This is a genomic window from Arthrobacter sp. Soil761, assembly GCF_001428325.1.
In the GTDB taxonomy this organism is placed as follows: domain Bacteria; phylum Actinomycetota; class Actinomycetes; order Actinomycetales; family Micrococcaceae; genus Arthrobacter.
Genome location: NZ_LMSF01000001.1, coordinates 32,646 through 50,359 on the forward strand (window position 1 = coordinate 32,646; position 17,714 = coordinate 50,359).

The 17,714-nt window shown below is 67.3% G+C and carries 8 protein-coding genes; all 8 read left to right on the plus strand.

All coding sequences use genetic code 11. The features are described from left to right. Positions 1-152: 152 nt before the first annotated feature. Complete coding sequence (locus ASG79_RS00140; RefSeq protein ID WP_056387390.1) at positions 153-692, plus strand: hypothetical protein; 540 nt, start codon at positions 153-155, stop codon at positions 690-692. An 87-nt stretch (positions 693-779) separates the two neighbouring features. Then, entirely contained in the window at positions 780-1,574 is a 795-nt protein-coding gene (locus tag ASG79_RS00145) for a hypothetical protein (protein WP_056387393.1), read from the plus strand. A 25-nt stretch (positions 1,575-1,599) separates the two neighbouring features. Further along, positions 1,600-1,872: a hypothetical protein gene (locus tag ASG79_RS00150; RefSeq protein WP_056387396.1), complete on the plus strand. Its 273-nt coding sequence runs from the start codon at positions 1,600-1,602 to the stop codon at positions 1,870-1,872. Between the two features lie 153 nt (positions 1,873-2,025). Then, complete coding sequence (locus ASG79_RS00155; RefSeq protein WP_056387398.1) at positions 2,026-3,792, plus strand: AAA family ATPase; 1,767 nt, start codon at positions 2,026-2,028, stop codon at positions 3,790-3,792. Positions 3,793-3,924: 132 nt separating this feature from the next. Continuing rightward, the gene (locus ASG79_RS00160) at positions 3,925-5,994 is read left to right on the plus strand and encodes a hypothetical protein (protein WP_056387400.1); all 2,070 of its coding nucleotides are present in this window, start codon (positions 3,925-3,927) and stop codon (positions 5,992-5,994) included. 50 nt (positions 5,995-6,044) lie between these two features. Next, entirely contained in the window at positions 6,045-10,214 is a 4,170-nt protein-coding gene (locus tag ASG79_RS00165) for a type IV secretory system conjugative DNA transfer family protein (RefSeq protein WP_200953125.1), read from the plus strand. Between the two features lie 166 nt (positions 10,215-10,380). Continuing rightward, positions 10,381-15,942, plus strand: coding sequence for a hypothetical protein (locus ASG79_RS00170; protein WP_056387406.1), 5,562 nt, complete (start codon positions 10,381-10,383; stop codon positions 15,940-15,942). Next, complete coding sequence (locus ASG79_RS00175) at positions 15,914-17,707, plus strand: hypothetical protein (RefSeq protein ID WP_142133566.1); 1,794 nt, start codon at positions 15,914-15,916, stop codon at positions 17,705-17,707. The genes ASG79_RS00170 and ASG79_RS00175 overlap by 29 nt, the downstream gene beginning before the upstream one ends. Positions 17,708-17,714: the final 7 nt, after the last annotated feature.

Below are 17,714 nucleotides of genomic sequence, written 5' to 3' on the forward strand. Positions count from 1 at the left end.
GTCGAAAGATCATTCGAATGGTTGCGGAATGCTCTATAGGAGTATTAGTGTATAGAGCAGTTCGGCACTGCACTTCGGGGCTTTGCTCGGACGACGTGAATGATCAAGGCAGTTCTGCCGAGTGGCGGACGGAACGACGAAAGGACGAGATCATGGCACTTCTCAAGGGCAAGGGCGCAATGACCGGGGTCAACCTCATCGCCAAGGTCTATGACAACGGCGCGACCAAGGACGGCAAGTCGCACTACGCCGACATCCAGGTCGACGCCCGCGACTCGCGCGGACCGGAGCAGAGCAACCTGCACCTGAAGTCCGAGCGCGTGAAGGGCCCGGACGGCAAGGAGCGCTTCGCCAACACCGCCCCCTACTCGGTGGGCCAGCTGGAGGAGATCGTCAAGGCCGCGGGCCCGAATACGGAGCCGCTGCTCAACAAGGACGGCGAGAAGGTCGGCACCGTCTACGGCTTCAAGGGCAACGTGATGCCGGCCTCGCGCGGCACCGGTCTGGTGGTCAACACCAAGTCCGTGGAGGCCAGCGACTTCAAGGTCGACGCCAAGACCCTGGACAACCAGTTCGCCTCCATGAAGGCGGCCAAGGAGACCCAGGCGGCTGCCAAGCAGAGCCAGGCCGGTCCGGAGCAGACCGCCCAGGCCGAGCAGGTCGTCGAGGCCGAGGCCCCCGCGGTCGGCTGACACCGATCCACGGCTCAGCAGAACTCATTGAAAGGCCCCCGGAGAAACCTCTCCGGGGGCCTTTCGCATAGAGAGGAACGAATCATCATGGCAGATCTCAGTAAAGGTTCCCAGGGCCGACCGGAGCACGGCCAGCGCCCGACGTCGTACACGCCCGAGCAGCTGGCGGCGATCCGCGGGGCCACCCCCGATACCGGAGAGCAGCGGGGCCCGAGCTCGCAGGCGGGCCTAGGCGCGGTGCGGGGTCCCCGATACAGCTTGCCCTCCTCCCCCGCTCCCGGCCAGCCGGGCTCGAGGTTCAACCCCAACGTGGTCGAGCGGCGGCCGCGCCCGCAGGCTGAGCCGGCACCGGGGATGATCACTTCAGCGGATGTGCCGAAGCCGGAATCGTCCCGGCAGGAGCAGCCCCAGGCGAAGCAGGCCCATGCCGGCGGCACGGTTCAGGGTCCGGTGAAGGTCCCGCTCACCCAGCGGGCCGCCGGGTCGAAGGTCGGACAGGCCGTGCAGTCCGCGGGCCTCCGCGAGGGAGCCAGGCGGCTCGGCACCGAGGCCATGCAGGATGCCGCGGCCCACGCCCAACGTGCCCAGCAGTCTGGTGCATCGACCAGGGGCGTCGCCGCCAGCGCCGCCAGGGGAGCTGCCGTGGGTGCAGCCCGCGGGCTGCACACGGAGCTGGCCGGACATGGCGGAAAGAAGGCCCCCCAGGGCTCCGCTGCCGGGGCGGACCTGGTCGGGCGGATGGGCTCGGTTGTCGGCCGTGGTGCTCAGGAGCAGCTGCCGGGCACCTCGCCGCAGGGACGGAAGCCGGTCAGCGAGAGGTACGACTATCAGTTCGAGGGCCAGGGCGGGCCCGAGGGCACCGAGCAGCAGCGCGGGGCCTGAGACAGGCACGGAGGAGGAGAAGGCTATGGCGACGAACGATCCCAGCCCACTGAGCGGCACGAGCCTGCTGGAGCTGGGCCTGGACGAGATCACGGCCCCGGACGAGGGCAAGGACATGTGGGCGGAGGCCGGGCGCGCACTGGTCGACCGCGTGGGTGCCTCGATGCGTCAGCAGCGGGAGGCGAACGAGCGGGCACGGCGCGACCGGGAGTCCAGCAGGCCGCTGAGCGAGCGGTACGACTACCAGTTCGAGCAGGATGGGGCTTCGTCCCAGGAGGACCGCCAGCCGGGGCTGTGACAGCACCCCTACGGAGTGAATGGCCAGGAGGCCCCCGGATATGAGTCCGGGGGCCTTTCGCTGTCCTATCACAGTCGAGCCGAATGGTGCCATGATAGACTTTTGACTGATCTATCAGATGAATTCAAGTCTTGGCGAGAGGTCTTCCACGGCATGTTCCATGAAGTGCACCTGAATGAGGGCTATCCGCTCCTGTCGAAGCTGTCGGACCCGCTCAAGAGGGCCGAGCGCGAGATCGTCGGCCGCGAGCACGAGAAGCTCCAGCTGCTGGCCTCGATGAGCAGGCCGGAGCTCTGCAACGCCCTGCTCCTGGCCGAGGCAGGTACGGGTAAGACCGCTCTCGTCCAGGCCACGATGGCCGCTGACGCCGAGCGGCTCTATCTCGAGGTCGATCCGTCCCGGATGATCTCCGAGGCCGGCGACTCGGACCGCATGGCCGCCATGCTCAAGGGCTTCTTCGACGAGGCCGAGCACTTCGTGGCGGACGAGAAGCAGGAGCTGGTCCTGTTCATCGACGAGTTCCACCAGATCATCCAGCTTTCCGATGCTGCGGTTGAGGCGATCAAGCCGGTGCTGGCGGCTTCCGGGGCACGCGGCATCCGAATCATCGCCGCGACGACCTATGACGAGTTCCACAGGCACATTGCGCCGAATCAGCCGCTGGTTGAACGGCTGCAGCGCATCAACCTGACGCCGCCGGACCAGGAGACGACGATCCGGATTCTGCAGGGCATGGCCGAGCACTACGACGTCGCCGACCAGTTCTACGACGACCACATCTACCGGCAGATCTATGAGTACACCACGCGCTACATGCCGGCGAGCTCGCAGCCGCGCAAGTCGATCCTGGTGCTGGACAGCATGGTTGGCTGGCACCGCCTCACCAAGCGGGCGCTGGACCGCGATCTGCTCTCGGACGTGCTCCAGGAGTCTCTGGGCGTCAACGTTGCCTTCAAGGTCGACGGCGCGAAGATCAAGGAGCAGCTGGACTCGAAGGTGTTCAGCCAGGACCTGGCCACGCGTGCGGTCGCGCGGCGGCTGCAGCTGTCGGTCGCGGACCTGAACGACAAGGGCCGGCCGGAGGCCTCGCTGCTGTTCACGGGGTCGACCGGTGTGGGTAAGACCGAGCTTGCCAAGCAGCTGGCACGGCTGCTCTTCGGTGACGACCAGCGCCACCTGATCCGATTCGACATGTCCGAGTACGCCCAGGACTCCTCGATGGACCTGTTCCGCTCCGAGCTGACGAAGCGGGTCTGGGACCTCTCGCACGCCGTACTGCTGTTCGACGAGGTCGAGAAGGCCTCGGCGATGGTCACCCGCCTGCTGCTGCAGGTGCTCGACGACGGCCGGCTCTCCGACGACAACAATCGCGAGGTCAGCTTCCTGAACACCTACATCGTCATGACGACGAACGCAGGCTCGGAGATTTACAAGACCATCGCGCAGTACGCGGCCGACGACACGGGCTCGGGCGAGCAGCTGCTGAAGTACGACAAGCTCATCCGCCGCTCGATCACCGAGACCTCGGCGGATAACCGCTTCCCGCCCGAGCTGCTGGGCCGTATCGACGCCATCGTCCCGTTCCAGCCGCTCTCTGAGGACACGCAGCGCAAGATCGTGCGCAACAAGCTGCGCCACATGGTGCAGGAGGTCCTCATCAAGCACAACGTGCGGGTAGACATCGACCAGAGGGTCCTGCAGTACCTCATCGACGACAAGGGCGACACCGACTCCAATGCCGGCGGTGCCCGTGGCGCGGTGGCGAAGATGACCGACGAGGTCACCACCGGAGTGGCGACGTTCATCAACGAGCATCCCTCTGAGCGGCGGATCCGGATCGACGTCGTCGGCGAGCTGGCGAGCGACCACAAGGACATGCTCACCTCCGATGCGTGCATCGAGGTGAGCGCCGTGCGCTGATCTGCGCCAGCGGCCATTGTGGGTCATTCGGCGTCGTGTCGAATTGTCTATCATTGCACCTATCGACTCATAAGCGATAGGATACTCATAAACCAGGCGAACTGCGTTTCATCATCGAAGGGATCGACACCAATGGGCATTCTGGGCACGGCTGCGGGAAGCCGGAACAAGGATCGGAAGAAGAAGCCTGACGAGCTGCTGTCGTCCGTGGTCAGGGAGACGGCGATCCCCGCAGCAGTCGAACTGCTGCGGTCGAACGCGAAGTTCGTCTTCCCCAGCGGCACGGCGTGGGTCATGCTCGTGCTGGCCGCCGAGTCCATCGGCGGGCTGAGCAAGCGGCACGGCCGCGACGAGGCGAAGGGCTCGCTCATCGAGCTCATTGACTCCGACCAGATCAAGACCGTCGCCACGGCAGAGATGTTGGGCGAAGAGGTCTTCGGCATCATCCCCAACACGGAGACGCTTGCGCGCATGGAGGAGTACTCGCTCCTGGCTGGCGCGGAGTACTCCTGGGCCGTCGTCTGGCAGAAGCCCAGCGGCGAGCTGCTGGTGGACCTGGTCGCCGAGGCCACGTTCAAGCAGGCCCAGGAGGTCGCTTCCGGCACGCTGAGCCTCGAGGAGGCTGTCGGAGCGCAGGCCTGGCGCGAGCACAGCGGCGTCACCACCGACGAGCCCGGGACCCGTCCCGCGGCGGACGCGGACGCTGTTGCTGCCGTGGATAACGCCGACGAGGGTGACCCGATCTTCGACTCGATCTCCGGCGGGGACGAGGGTGCCGGTGACGAGCCGGTCTTCGACGCTGCGGGCGATGAGCCCGTGTTCGACGACGAAGCCGTCGACTTCGGAGACGAGGACGCGGCCCCGGTTGCGGTGGAGCCGGAGCCCGGCTTCGACGGCACGGCCGGCTTCGAGGAGTTCGACGAGGAGTCCGGTCCCGTGACCGCCGACGATACGGCGTACGCCCCGGCCGAGGAGGAAGCCGTCCTGCTGGAGAACCAGGAGCAGGTGCGTGAGGTCATTGCACGCCGCTTCCTCTCCGAGGACCTGGACCTCGACGTGCGCCTGGACGAGTTCAATGCGACCTTCGCCATCGGCGCGCCGGTCGTGCAGATCGAGGTGCCGCAGGGTGCGACCGAATGGCTCGGCGACCAGGTCGCCCAGCTCAACCGGCAGGCCAACGCCGACCTTGCCCAGCTGCGGTGGGCGCACGAGGACGAACTGCGCACGCTGTACGTGAACCTCATGTCGGCCCATGTCGAGCAGGTCATCCGTGACGTGGCCACCGACCGCGAGGGCTCGCGCTACAAGGCACTCAAGGACGGCACCGAGGCGGCGCACCGCGAGCGGGAGTCCGAGAAGGAACAGCGGATCCGCACCCGCAAGGCCGAGATCGTCCAGGACTACGAGGCCCAGGCGAAGAAGCTCGCCGAGCAGGCCGCCCTCCAGGCGGAGATCCAGTACAAGGAGCGCAACCGCTCCCGCATGGAGCGCGAGCAGGCCGACGCCGTCGCCGAGATCGAGCGGGTGCTCGAGAACTCCTACTCGCACGACCGCCAGGAGATCCTGCGCGTGCGCCGCTCCGACGCCGCCCTGAAGATGCAGGTCGGCACTACGCGGATCTTCGAGGTCCTGGCCGAGAAGCAGAAGGCCTACCTCGAGGCCGAGGAGCAGCGTCTGGGGCAGTGGAAGGCCGAGATCCAGCGGATCGTCGACGACAACCGCAAGGCGGACATCGCCCAGGCCGAGGCTCTGGCAGAGCACCAGCGCACCACCGACGAGATCGGCGTCCTGCGCCGCGAGCAGGAGGCGCTGCTGGAGTCGATCCGCAACGAGCACGCCGACCGCATCCGCCGGATGGAGGACGAGCTCGACCGCAACCGCAAGGACGCGATCACGCAGATGCAGGCCCGCGAGACGGAATGGCAGCACAGCCTGTCCCTCGAGAAGGAGAAGACCGACTCGGCCACGCAGCGCAACACGGACCTGCTGCAGCAGATGGAGGTTGTCGAGGACTCGGTCAAGCGCCGTTACGAGGCGCGGCTGGAGGAAATGGCTGCGGACAAGGAGTCCTACGCCAGCGAGCTGGCAAGGGCTTCGGAGATCCAGAGCCGCTACAACAAGATGCTCATCGCCCTGATCGTCGCGCTGCCCGTGCTCGGCGGCCTCGCCGGCTTCATCGGCGGGGCGGCCATGGGCGGCTGATCCGACTCGGAGATCGACGGGGGTCTGACGGCGCATGGGGCTCGCACCCCGTGCGCCGTCGGCGTCTTCCGGATCACAACAGGCGCAGGACACACAGACACACGCGGAAACAGGCAGGGAGAACCATGGCAGGCAGCAAGCGCAGGGCGGCACGGCCCAAGGCCAGCGGCTGGGAGAAGATCTCGGCGCGTCGGCCGGAGGAGACGCTGACGAACCGGGACGTCTATGAAGACCAGCAGCTGGACCGCGGCGAGCGGCTGAGCAAGAAGTCGAACACGTCGGGCCTCGCGCTCGCCGGCGTCGCCGGCCTGCTGGTCGCGATCGTGGCGTGGGTGCTGTACTCGGTCATTGCTACGGCAGTGCTCACGCTCGGGGCGACGATGGGCGGTGGCCTGGGCGGAAACAGCAGCGGAAAGCCGGACTCGTACTACGTGGAGGACACTACGACAGGCCAGGGCGGGGCCCCGATGACGTGCTACCGCGCCGTCAACGAGAAGGGTAACCCCGAGATCGGCTCGAAGTGCTACCCGGATCTCAAGGACGTCCCGGTGCCAGCGTGGTGGACCCACGCAGGCAGCGCCGCCCAGGACGCCCCGGAGGCTGACCAGGGGGCCACGCCCACGGCGACGAACGTGGGCGGGCAGCTGGGGTCCGTCACCGGGTTCAAGCTCTTCCTGACGCTGGGATCGGGCGCGCTGGTCATGATCATGATCTCCACCTGGACCGGACGCCAGGTCGCCAAGCACAACGCGACGGTCGACCACACGGACATCAACGACCACCGCAACGACCAGCACATCGCGCTGCCGGAGGAGGTCCAGCAGAACTACGACTGGTTCCCGGACGCCGGTGCGCACTCGGGGGTGCAGGTCAGCTCCATGATCAGTCACATGATGCTCAGCAAGAAGGGGCTGGGCACGGTCAAGGTCTCCCGGCGCGCAGAGTCCGACGTGATTGACCAGGACGGCAACGTCGTCTACTACAAGGGTGAGGTCATGGACGGCGACGACGGSGAGCCGCTGGTCGAGACCCTGCCGCTGATCGACGAGGAGTTCGGCGAGGCGCTCTTCGACGCCTCGGGCCTGCCCCGGGACAAGCGGCTGCGCCGGAAGTATGACGCAACGGTGATCCCGTACAACCCGCCGACCGAGGAGAGCCGGCGCAAGGCCAAAGAGGCGATGGACCCTGGGAAGCTCCAGGGCGCGAACCGTGACAAGCTCGGGCCCTACCGTACGGTGTCGGACCTGATCACTGATGATTGGGAGTTCCCGGCGTACGAAGTCCAGCGCCCTGCCGGTGCCTACATCGTCGACACTGCTCCCGTGAACACGATGGTGCTGGCCATCACCCGGGCGGGCAAGGGCCAGACCTACATCGAGCCGATGATCGACATGTGGTCGAGGGAGAAGGAGCCCTCGAACATGGTCATCAACGACCCCAAGGGCGAGCTGCTCGTCAAGAACTACATCCCGCTGGTCACGCGCGGCTTCGAGCCGGTGCAGTTCAACCTGATCAACGCGATGAAGACCGACATCTACAACCCGCTGGGCATGGCCGCCGACGCCGCCCGCGAGGGCGACTCGACCAAGTGCGCGCTCTACATCGAGAACATCGGCGAGGTTTTCTTCCCGCTGGACGGCGGTGAGGACCCGGTCTGGCCGAACGCGGCGAACAACGCCTTCAAACGGGCCGCCTACGGTCTCATCGACTACTACCTCGAGGAGGAGCGTGAGCTGCGCGAGTACGCAGCAGCCACCGGCATGGACCCGGGCACGCTGGAGCAGCGGCTGGACGACATGTGGGGAAAGGTCACGCTGTACAACTGCTACCAGCTCTTCGTGCAGCTGACCTCGAAGAAGTGGAAGAACCCCGCTGCCGAGCTGGAGAAGCGCATCAAGAACGGCGAGTTCGAAGAGGACGAGGACGCCCTGGCCGAGGAGCAGGCCAAGGTCGCCGAGAAGGATTTCCTGTGGGAGGGCAAGGCCGAGCAGGACCTGCTCACGCTCTACTTCAACGCCACCCAGGCCCTGCCGCGCAACTCGATGCGCACGCTCGTCGGCAACGCCCACAACGCCCTGGTCGCCATGGCCGGTGCGGAGAAGATGATGTCCTCGGTCTACGGCATCGCGATCACGGGCATGAGCTTCTTCACCGACCCGACGATCTCGACCCTGACCTCGGGTAAGCCGAGCCAGAACACTGACCTGGCGGGCCTGTCCTTCCCGCGGCGGCTGGGCGTGCGGTTCTCGCCGAACTTCATGAAGCGCGACCACCTGCTCGGCCAGATGGCGAGCTGGTCGGCGTACGCGGACCCGATGTTCATCCAGAACCTTGGCAAGGACTTCGAGCACTCGGAGATTGTCGGCCGCGTGGGCTGGGCGCGCTACAACTTCAAGGGAATCTTCCCCGGCGACGAGGCCTGGCTGAAGCTGGAGCTGAAGAACCCGCAGAGCGGCATGCTCGTGCGCACTTTCTACTTCCACTTCCGCAAGAGCTACCAGCTCTCCCTCAACGGCCGGCACTTCGTGGTCGAGCCGGTCACCGGCAAGAAGATCGTGAAGAACGGCGTGCTGCGCGAGCTGCGGCCGGTGCGCGAGGGCGGCACCCGCGACAGGAAGATCCTCTCGTTCCAGCCCGGCGACACGACCTTCCCGAGCCGCAAGCTGGACTTCTCCGGTGGCGGGCACCCCGAGGAGGTCGAGGTCCGGGCGCGCGCGATCACGCAGACGATGGCGCGGTACTCGGAGTCGCCCAAGGCGGTCTTTCTCGTCACTCCCCCGCACCTGATGAAGTACGCCAAGCTGATCCTGATCCTGGTCAAGCAGCTGGTGGACGTCTCGTTTGACCAGTCGTACATGACCAAGTCGAACCAGAAGCCGCTCTACCGCACCCGGTTCATGCTCGACGAGCTCGGCAACCTGCAGTCCGACGGCAACGGCATCGCCGGCTTCGAGACCATGCTCTCCATCGGCCTCGGCCAGGAGCAGCAGTTCACGCTTATCCTGCAGACGCTGCAGCAGCTGCGCGACGTCTACGGCGAGTCGGTCGACAAGATTGTGCAGGGAAACACGAGCAACATCGTCTTCCTCAAGTCGACCGACGACTCGATGATCGAGACGCTGGAGAAGATGAGCGGCAAGACCCACCGTACCCACGCCAGCTCGAAGCAGATCACGCAGAACTTGGACAAGGTGGTCGGCGGGAAGACGGACGGAGCGATTTCGCGCACCTGGTCGACGGAGGAGGAGCCGCTGATCAAGTACAACGATTTCGCCTTCCTCTCGCCGCGCAACTCGATCGTGCTGCGCGCCGGCGACGCGCCGGTCTGGAACCGCAACGAGACGATCCTGCCGATGTCATTCAAGCTGCTCGGCAACACGATCACCCACCCGGGGCACGAGTACTCGCTGCAGACGATCCCCACGCTCAGCTCCGCGATGGAGTTCGACGTGCGCATGAACCAGCCGGACTTCGTCAAGATGCTCGACAAGCGCATGGCCCAGGCGGTCAGGGCGGCCGACGCCAAGACGCTCTACCAGGAGACGTACGACTACAAGGACATCGACATCGAGCGCCTTGACCCGGACGTCTACTCGGACGAGGTCATGGAGGTCATCACGCGCATGGTTTTCACCGACGAGAGTGGCGACCCCAACGCCCCGGTGGTCGTGGACCCGGACGACTACGAGGCCATGATGCTGGGCAACGACGAGGAGTTCCTGGAGGACGTGGAGGTGGCCGCGACCGTGGCTGCCCACCAGGCGACGCAGAAGGACCACAAGCGCCTGGTCTACGCCGAGGGCACGGTCAGCAAGGAGATGCTGATCAATCTCGACGGCTCGGCGAAGGTTAAGGCCCTGGACCTTGAGATCGGTGAGGCGTACAAGACCGCGCTGGTGGAGATGCAGCGGGACCGCGAGCACTTCTCAGTCGGCGGGGACGGCGAGCTGCGCAGCGCCGACGGGTCGAAGACCTACATCAGCCAGGTCCGCTCCGATGCCTACACCGACGCCGCCCGCAGGATCAACGGCCAGATCAGCGACGAGGGCTCGCGCGTGTTCGCCGAGCAGGACGTGACCGAGGAGGATCTGCGGTCGCTGGCCACGGTCAAGGTGCACGCCGCCTTTTACACTTACCTGGCCTCGCTGCCCAGCTGGGAGGTCCTGGCCGATGGGGCTTTCGACCGGGCCATGGCCGTTGAGATGAAGTCCCGGGGGTAGTGCCGGCGGGTCTATTCGCTCCGTGCCGGGACGGTCGATGCAATTCGACTGTCCCGGCATTCGTCTTTTGGCTCGTTTCTGACTCATCTATCGCTTCCATTCGAATCATCAGCGTATGATCTATACATAGTTATGTCCCCGAGCGTCCACAGGAGGCTGAGTAGCAATGAAGAAGGCACACGGACTGAGGCGGTACTTCTACGAGTACGTCTTCTACAAGGCAGTCGAGCAGGCCCGGGAGCAGAGCGGGGAGATCATTCCGATCTCCCAGGCGAAGGCCATCCGTGCACGGGTCGACCAGATCCTCGGCCAGCGCGGAACCGCCCTGGCTGATCCCGGACTCGGCGTCACCGCGTGTCTGACTGCGATCGACACGGCCTTCTCCGAGCGCGTCCCGGACTACGAGCCGCAGTTCGGCGACCACTCCCCCGCCAACGAGCGCTACCAGACGCTGCAGCGCGAGTTCACCCGTGCCACGGGCGTCGGAGCGGAGATCGACCCGCGTTCGGCGCGGCTGCCGATCAGCCCTTACGACCCGGCCTGGTCCGAGCGCGCGACGGTGAAGCGCGCAGGTACCGAGCTGCTGTACATTCCCGACGAGACGATCGTGAAGAACGCCGGCGGCGAGGTGGAGTCCTTGTCTGAGCCGCGCCGCGGGAACATGACGCTCTGGCGGCTCGACGAGGACAGTAAGCCGTACGAGGCCGGCCGTGCCATGACCAACGACGACGCCGCAGGCCTCACGGCGCTCATGGACAAGATGAGCCGCCAGGAGTACGACCAGGTCCGCGAGTGGGTCATCGACGGCGGACGCGACCCGCAGACCGGCCGCGTTGACCGCAACCGTTTCATGTCCCAGCGGGCGGTGGCACGCTCGGCGGCGTTGCTCGAGGAGCTGAAGTCCCAGGGCGTGGCCTACGAGGTCCTGCGCGACCGTGAGCCCGGACAGATCAAGGCCCGGATCTCCGGGACCGGCATGGAGATCCGTCTCACTGACACGCGCCAGGAGGAGTACGCCGGGGCGCGCATCTACGACAACGGAACGGTGCTGCGCTACAGCACCAATCACCGGGTGCCCGGCGGCATGGCCGTGCCCGCCCCGACTCCCGAGGACGCCGTGCGGCTGCTGCGTTTCGCCCAAGGCCTGCCCATCGAACGCGAGGACCGTCCCGGCACGGTGGTTGGCGTCGTCGGCTCCAGCCACCCCGAGCATGGCCGCGGCCGCTCCCTCATCGACGTGCCGGACAGCTATCACGTCGACCGCGAGAGCATGTTCGTCGTCGCGGACTATGTCGTCCCCGGTGAGAGCGCCCCGCGCCCCGGGTCCAAGGTCATGCTGCGCCGGGATGCCAAGAACCGCTCCCTGCCGACCTTCTTCGTGGACGCAGAGCCGGCCGAGGCCTACGGTCGCGAGGCCGTGGACACCGCGCGGGAGAACCTGCGCGCCGCCCTGGGCGTCGAGGAGCTGATCCTGCGCGCGGAGTCTGAGCTGCAGCGCACCGAGGGCGCGCTCGACGAGATCGAGCCCCCGGAGTATGCCTCTGACCCCGAGGTCGCGGCGATCCAGCGCTCTTACTGGGACGTGCTCACCGGAGCACGCAGCGAGCTGCTGCGTCCGGGCGCGACCGAGGAGATGTACCAGGAGCGCCTGGAGGAGATCGGCGAGCTGCAGGCCGGTGAGCTTCCGGACCTGGGCAACCTCGTCTATGGTGGCACGGCCGCCGACAAGGTCCGTGCGCACGCTGATGACGTTCCGTTCGAGCTGGTCGGCACCTGGGATGCCGAGCCGCACCTGATCGACGGTGAGTGGCTCGACCAGCGCTTCGACCCCGCCCGCGTCGCCAAGTACATGACCAGCCCGACCGGCCAGTGGTCTAACCTGGACAACCTCGCCTCGGCGCTGCGCCGCTGCGGGGTGCCTCCCACCGAGCTCATGGGTACCAGCTTCCAGGCGACCCGCTTCAAGGACCGGATCGTCTCCTTCCATGCGGCCACCGCCGCCCCCATCGCCGAGCATCCCTCGGAGTTCATGCGCCGGATCGGTCAGACCGTCCGGGAGAGCATCGAGCGCAACGCCGCGACGCCGGGTGAGATCCTGGTCGACGCGCAGGGCGTCATCAGCTGGACCGCCGAAAAGCTGCGTCGTGACGGCAAGGCCACGCCGGTCTCCGGTGAGATCGGCCAGGTCTTCGATGTCGGCAGCCATGGGGAGATTGTCACGCGCTTCGCCAGTGGCGAGAACGCGCTGATCGTCCCCGGCTACGAGGCGCGGATCAAGGCCCAGACCCCGGGCGAGGCCCCCAAGTCGGTCGAGGAGCGCACGGTGCTGCGCGGCTACGAACAGCTGATGCACGAGCGCATCCAGTACCAGCTTGCCGGTGACCTCGTCTCCGGCCGCAGCCGGACCGGCGTGCCGGCCTCGCTGAACGCGGTGTACTCGCAGCTCTACGGCACCAAGCACCCGGTTGACTTCATCGAACGGGCCACGACGTATGAGGTCGACCCTGCCACCGGCAAGGCCACCGCACGGCTGGACGAGTGGACGGCCTCGATCCTCGAGACCGAGGCCAAGCGCGTGCGCTACTCCAACGAGATCAAGCAGGGCTCGACGATCTACGCTGAGTACCGCGCCGAACGCGATCGCACCGACCCGGCCGACGACAACGTCTTCGACGCCTGGCGGCTCACCGGTGGACGGAACATGACGGTGCTCACGGGAACCGACCGTAACCATGTGACGGCTCCCGGCGGCTTCTTCGATCCGGTGATGACCGGCGGCGCGACCAACCAGGGCATCGTGCGCTACCTCACCGAGGACGCCGCCGTGCGCCCCGACGGCACGATTGAGCCGGGTGACCCGGAGACCGTGACCGGCTCCCGCGCCCCGCTGATGAGCCGGCCGGAGCTGGAGACGCTGCGCTATGACCCGTTCGACCGCCAGCAGATGACGGCCTCGACGATCATGCAGTCTTCCGAGGTGACGAAGCCGACCGGCACCGCTCTGATGACCTTCGGCGGCTGGACGGCCGACGACCCGATCGTGGTGTCGACGGAGTTCTCCGAGCGGCACCGCATCCGCGGGGCCGGTGGCCAGCTGCGCGACCTCGTCGTGGGCGACAAGATCAGCGATCTGCACGGCAACAAGGGTGTCGTCTCTCTGGTGGTCGACCGCCACATGGACCCGGACGAGGCGCGTGCCCAGGGCCTGGAGCAGGAGGTGGCCTGGTTCAGGGAGAACCCGGGCATCGACGTGGTGATGAGCCCGTTCTCGCTGATCTCCCGCCGCAACGCCGGATCGGCGCGCGAGCTGATGGGTGGTGCCGTGGGCGACATCCGCCGCCCGGCCGTCCAGGGCCCCGATGCCGGGCCGGTCGACGGAGGGTTGGGCGAGATGCGGTTCGTGGTCACCCACATGGCTGTCGACGAGAAGACCAAGATCTACGACGACGAACAGGTGCGCGCCGGCAAGGGGCGCAAGGCCTCCTCGCAGCTGGCCTGGGCGCTGCAGTCCCAGGACTGCCCGGCGATCATGCGCGAGTTCTACGGCCACAACTCCGGTGCCGAGTCGAACCTGCGCGAGTATCTGCTGGTGGCGGGACTGGACATGGAGGCCGACGGCACCCTGCGTGTCGTGGGCCAGGCCGAGAGTGTCGACGAGCGGCCCGAGCGCCGTCTGATCCCGATGCCGGAGCTGATGCGCACGCAGCCGCGCAGCGAAGGCGCGACGCCGGGGCTGAACACCACGGCCATGCGCAAGTCCTTCGGCGACCTGATCGGCGATCGTGGCGGCGACATGGAAATCCCCTTTCCGCTGACCTACCCGACGAGTCAGCTGACCGAGACGGTCAGCGCGACTTCGTGGAAGCTGCCGGTGCTCTCTTCGCACCTGCGCAGCGGCCAGGAGTTCGACGACGGCACGTCCGTCACGCACGACTACACGCGCAGCTATCAGGACGTCTTCGTCGAAGCCTGCCGCTACCGGTACATGGCCGAGCAGCTGGATGACCACGGCCTGTCGCCGGACAAGCGCGCCGAGGTGCGCCGGGGCATGAGCGAGTCTGTCTCGCGGGCCCAGCGTGCCTTCGAGGCGATCACCACGGACGTGCAGAACCGCGTGCTGACCGGCAAGAACAACATCTTCAAGACCGGGCTGATGAGCTCGCGCCTGTCGGACTCGGCCACGATGGTCTGGACCGCCGACCCTCGGCTGGACATCGATCAGATCGCTCTGAGCTCGGTCAAGGCCGAGCAGCTGGGCCTGGCCGAAGGCGATCACGCGCTGGTCTGGCGCGACCCGGTCCTGCGCGACGCCGGCGTGCGCTACATGCGCGTGGCGATCGACGACCGGCTCACCGGCGCGGCGATCAACCCGGTGATGGACCAGTGCTTCGACGGCGACTTCGACGGTGACGCGGTCGCCGTCGTGAGGCTGCACAGCGAAGCCGCCAAGGCCGAGGCGATGGCCAGGCTCTCGGTCGGAGCGAACCTCCTGGACACCGGCGTGGTGAAGGCCGACGGCTCGCACCCGCTGGCCATGCAGGTCTCGCTGGACACCCAGGTGGCAATGTCCAAGAGCCCGGAGCTGGCGGAGAGCCTTGAGAGTGCCGTCAGGGAGGCGAACCGCCTGCGGTTCGTCAGCGATCCGCACGAGGTTGCCGCCGGCCACGAGGTCCTCGTCGAGGAGCTCAGCGATCTCTATCGCTCAGCACAGCGCGGCGAGTTCGGCTCGGCGCTGACCTTCAGCAGCCGCGAGGCGCACCTGCAGAGCGTGCGTGAAGTCTGCGTCGAGACCGGGGCCAAGGGCAGCGAGAAAAAGCTCGCGGACTACTCCCGCAACCTCGGCGACGAGCAGGGCACGCCGGGCATCACGCAGGAGGACCAGGAGGCCTCGATGTTCGCCACGGCGATCAAGGCCCACGGCACGGGACTGGGTGGCTCGTTCTCCCAGCGTGCGGTGCGCGCCCTGCGTGGCGCTGACCTGAAGGCGGTGCTTGAGGTGACCTATCCGGTGACCCAGTCGATCCTGCAGGCCAAGCACGACGCTGCGGAGGCACGGCACAAGTACGAGATGCTGCAGGGTCCCGGGCGCGATCTGTGGCGCGGCCGCAAGCTCGAGCACCCCGGCCCCGGCCAGTGGCGTCCCGAGTTCGCCGACGGCGAGGCTGTCCAGGCCACGGCCGAGGAGTGGGAGGCCCAGTTCGTCGAGTTCTACGAGGCCAAGGACGGGTTCAACGTTTCGGTCAACCCGGACTGCGTCGCCCGTGTGGCCCGCGCGCTGGAGGACCCGAAGTCGGGCCTGGTGCGCAACCTCGAGGAGGACCCGTCCCTGGCGGGCACGGTGATGGACCGTATGGCCTACGGCGGCGACTTCGAGGCGCTGGTGCAGGTCGCGAAGAACCGCGAGAGCGTCTTCGACGGCGAGAAGAACGAGCAGTTCGCCTCAGCGGGCACCCGCCGTGCCCGGGCCGCGGCGGCGCGCGAGCTCGACGCGTTCGCGGCGCACGGCCTCGACGGGCTGGACGGCCTGGACTCCGCGGAGGCCGCGGTGGATGCCTCGGTCCTCAAGCGTGACGTGCTCGCGCAGACCGGGGACGGGGCCGCCAGGGCGCGCGGTGCCAGCCGGCGCTCGGCACACGCCGTCGGCGTGGGCGGCCGTCGCCCGGCCTGGACGCCGAGCTACGAGACCGGGCAGCAGCAGAATGACGACGACTATGGACTGGGAGGCTGACATGACACAGGACACGGAGCAGGAAATGGGTCCGGGCGGCAGGGGCCGGGGGCGCAAGGCACTGCCTGTCGACCCCTTGGGCCACGTCCATCCTGTGTACGGGATGGACGCCGGGGAGGAGGACATCATCGACGCGGAGATTGTCGACGAGCCGGACACGCAGGCCGGACACGACACCTCACGCGGGCAGCGCGAGCGGCTGCGCGACCGTGCCCGCGGCTTCTTCGGGGCCACGACGCGGGAGCGGACCGAGGAGCGGGAGCGCCAGCGTGCACGCGACCAGGAGCGCGCTGCGGCCGACGATGACGGCCTCGACGACCGGGAGCGGCTGCTGAAGCTCCGGGCGGAGACGCGGCTGGCGGGCGAGGCGTACATGCAGACGCTGCGCGATTCGAAGCTGCTCGTGCCCGGCTTCAACGACGGGGAGCGCACGAAGGAGTTCGACGCGATGCACGCGGTCTACATGCAGATGATGATGCAGGGCTGCCTGCGTCCGCTCACCCGCGGCGTGAACCCGAACTCGGTCATCCAGGCCGCCGGCATGATGATGGCAATGCGGATGCTCGCTCCTGACTTCAGGAAGGAGATGGACTCCTACCTGCAGCCGTTCAAGGACAAGGTCCAGGACCGGATCGACGCGAAGACCCGGCACATCGGCGAGAGGGCCGAGCGCCAGGCGGCCCTGGTCGGAGATCTGTTCGGGGGCGCGCCGGAGGCGCAGGAGGCCTCCGGCGACGACGGCGACGACGGCGGGAAGCAGTCCGGGAAGTCGGGCGGGCGGTGGGGCACCAGCAGGGACGACTTCCTTTCCCGGCGCTGGCGTACCCGCCTGGAGGACCTGGAGCGCCGCGAGCGGGGCAACCGTGAGTTGTTTACTCCCGAGTCGGCGGCCATGACCGAGGTCGCACTCATGGAGAACGCCTTCTGGAAGATGCGTGACCCCGAGCAGGACGCGAAGCAGATCAACGCCAGCTACAAGGCCCTGCGCAAGCGCCTGCGCCAGCAGATGGAGGACGACGGGCTCGACCGTGCCGAGGTGGTCAAGCGCGCCCGGACGATCATCGGCGAGCGGATGGAGTCCGAGCCGGAGCTGCGCCTGATGTTCAACGGCGTCGCGCACGGCCGCATCGTCAAGGCCCCGCCGCACGAGGCCCGCCTCGCGGGCACCGACAGGGTACGCGAGGTCTGGACCGGGGAGTTCGACGACCACCTGGGCCGGCGGATCCCCGACGAGGGCATGTTCACGCTGCGCCTGCCGATGGAGCCGGACGAGCACCAGGTGCAGCTGGCGGAAACCATGAAGGCGGCGATGCTGGACGGCGTCCAGCGTGGCGACGGACAGGCCCTCGGCGGCAGTGTCATGGGCTACATGATCGGTTTCGCGGCCAAGAAGCAGGGCCTGGACACCCGCGGGCTGCCCGAGGACCTCCAGCAGCGCCTCGACCAGTCCGAGAGCATGCTCGCAAGCATGGAGATCGATGGTCTCTCGGACGAGGAGCAGCAGCGTGTCTACTCGAACGCCTACGTGGACGCCATCGAGGAGCTGAACAAGGAGGACCCGGATTTTGAGCACGAGCTCAAGCTGGCCCTCGGCGAGGACTGGCAGGACACGATGCGGGCCGCGGTCGACGATCCCGCTACTTTCCTGGCGGCGCAGCGCACGCGGCCCCAGCCCTTCCGACAGGGGCCCGGCCCCTCGGCCCGGCCGGGGCCGGAGGGCCAGTGGAGCCGCGACCGCGGAGCCGAGGACTACCAGCCGGCATAGTCCGGAA

Coding starts and splice junctions, on each gene's coding strand:
- ASG79_RS00140 (WP_056387390.1), top strand. CDS start 153: ATGGCACTTCTCAAGGGCAAGGGCGCAATGACCGGGGTCAACCTCATC.
- ASG79_RS00145 (WP_056387393.1), top strand. CDS start 780: ATGGCAGATCTCAGTAAAGGTTCCCAGGGCCGACCGGAGCACGGCCAG.
- ASG79_RS00150 (WP_056387396.1), top strand. CDS start 1,600: ATGGCGACGAACGATCCCAGCCCACTGAGCGGCACGAGCCTGCTGGAG.
- ASG79_RS00155 (WP_056387398.1), top strand. CDS start 2,026: ATGTTCCATGAAGTGCACCTGAATGAGGGCTATCCGCTCCTGTCGAAG.
- ASG79_RS00160 (WP_056387400.1), top strand. CDS start 3,925: ATGGGCATTCTGGGCACGGCTGCGGGAAGCCGGAACAAGGATCGGAAG.
- ASG79_RS00170 (WP_056387406.1), top strand. CDS start 10,381: ATGAAGAAGGCACACGGACTGAGGCGGTACTTCTACGAGTACGTCTTC.
- ASG79_RS00175 (WP_142133566.1), top strand. CDS start 15,914: ATGACGACGACTATGGACTGGGAGGCTGACATGACACAGGACACGGAG.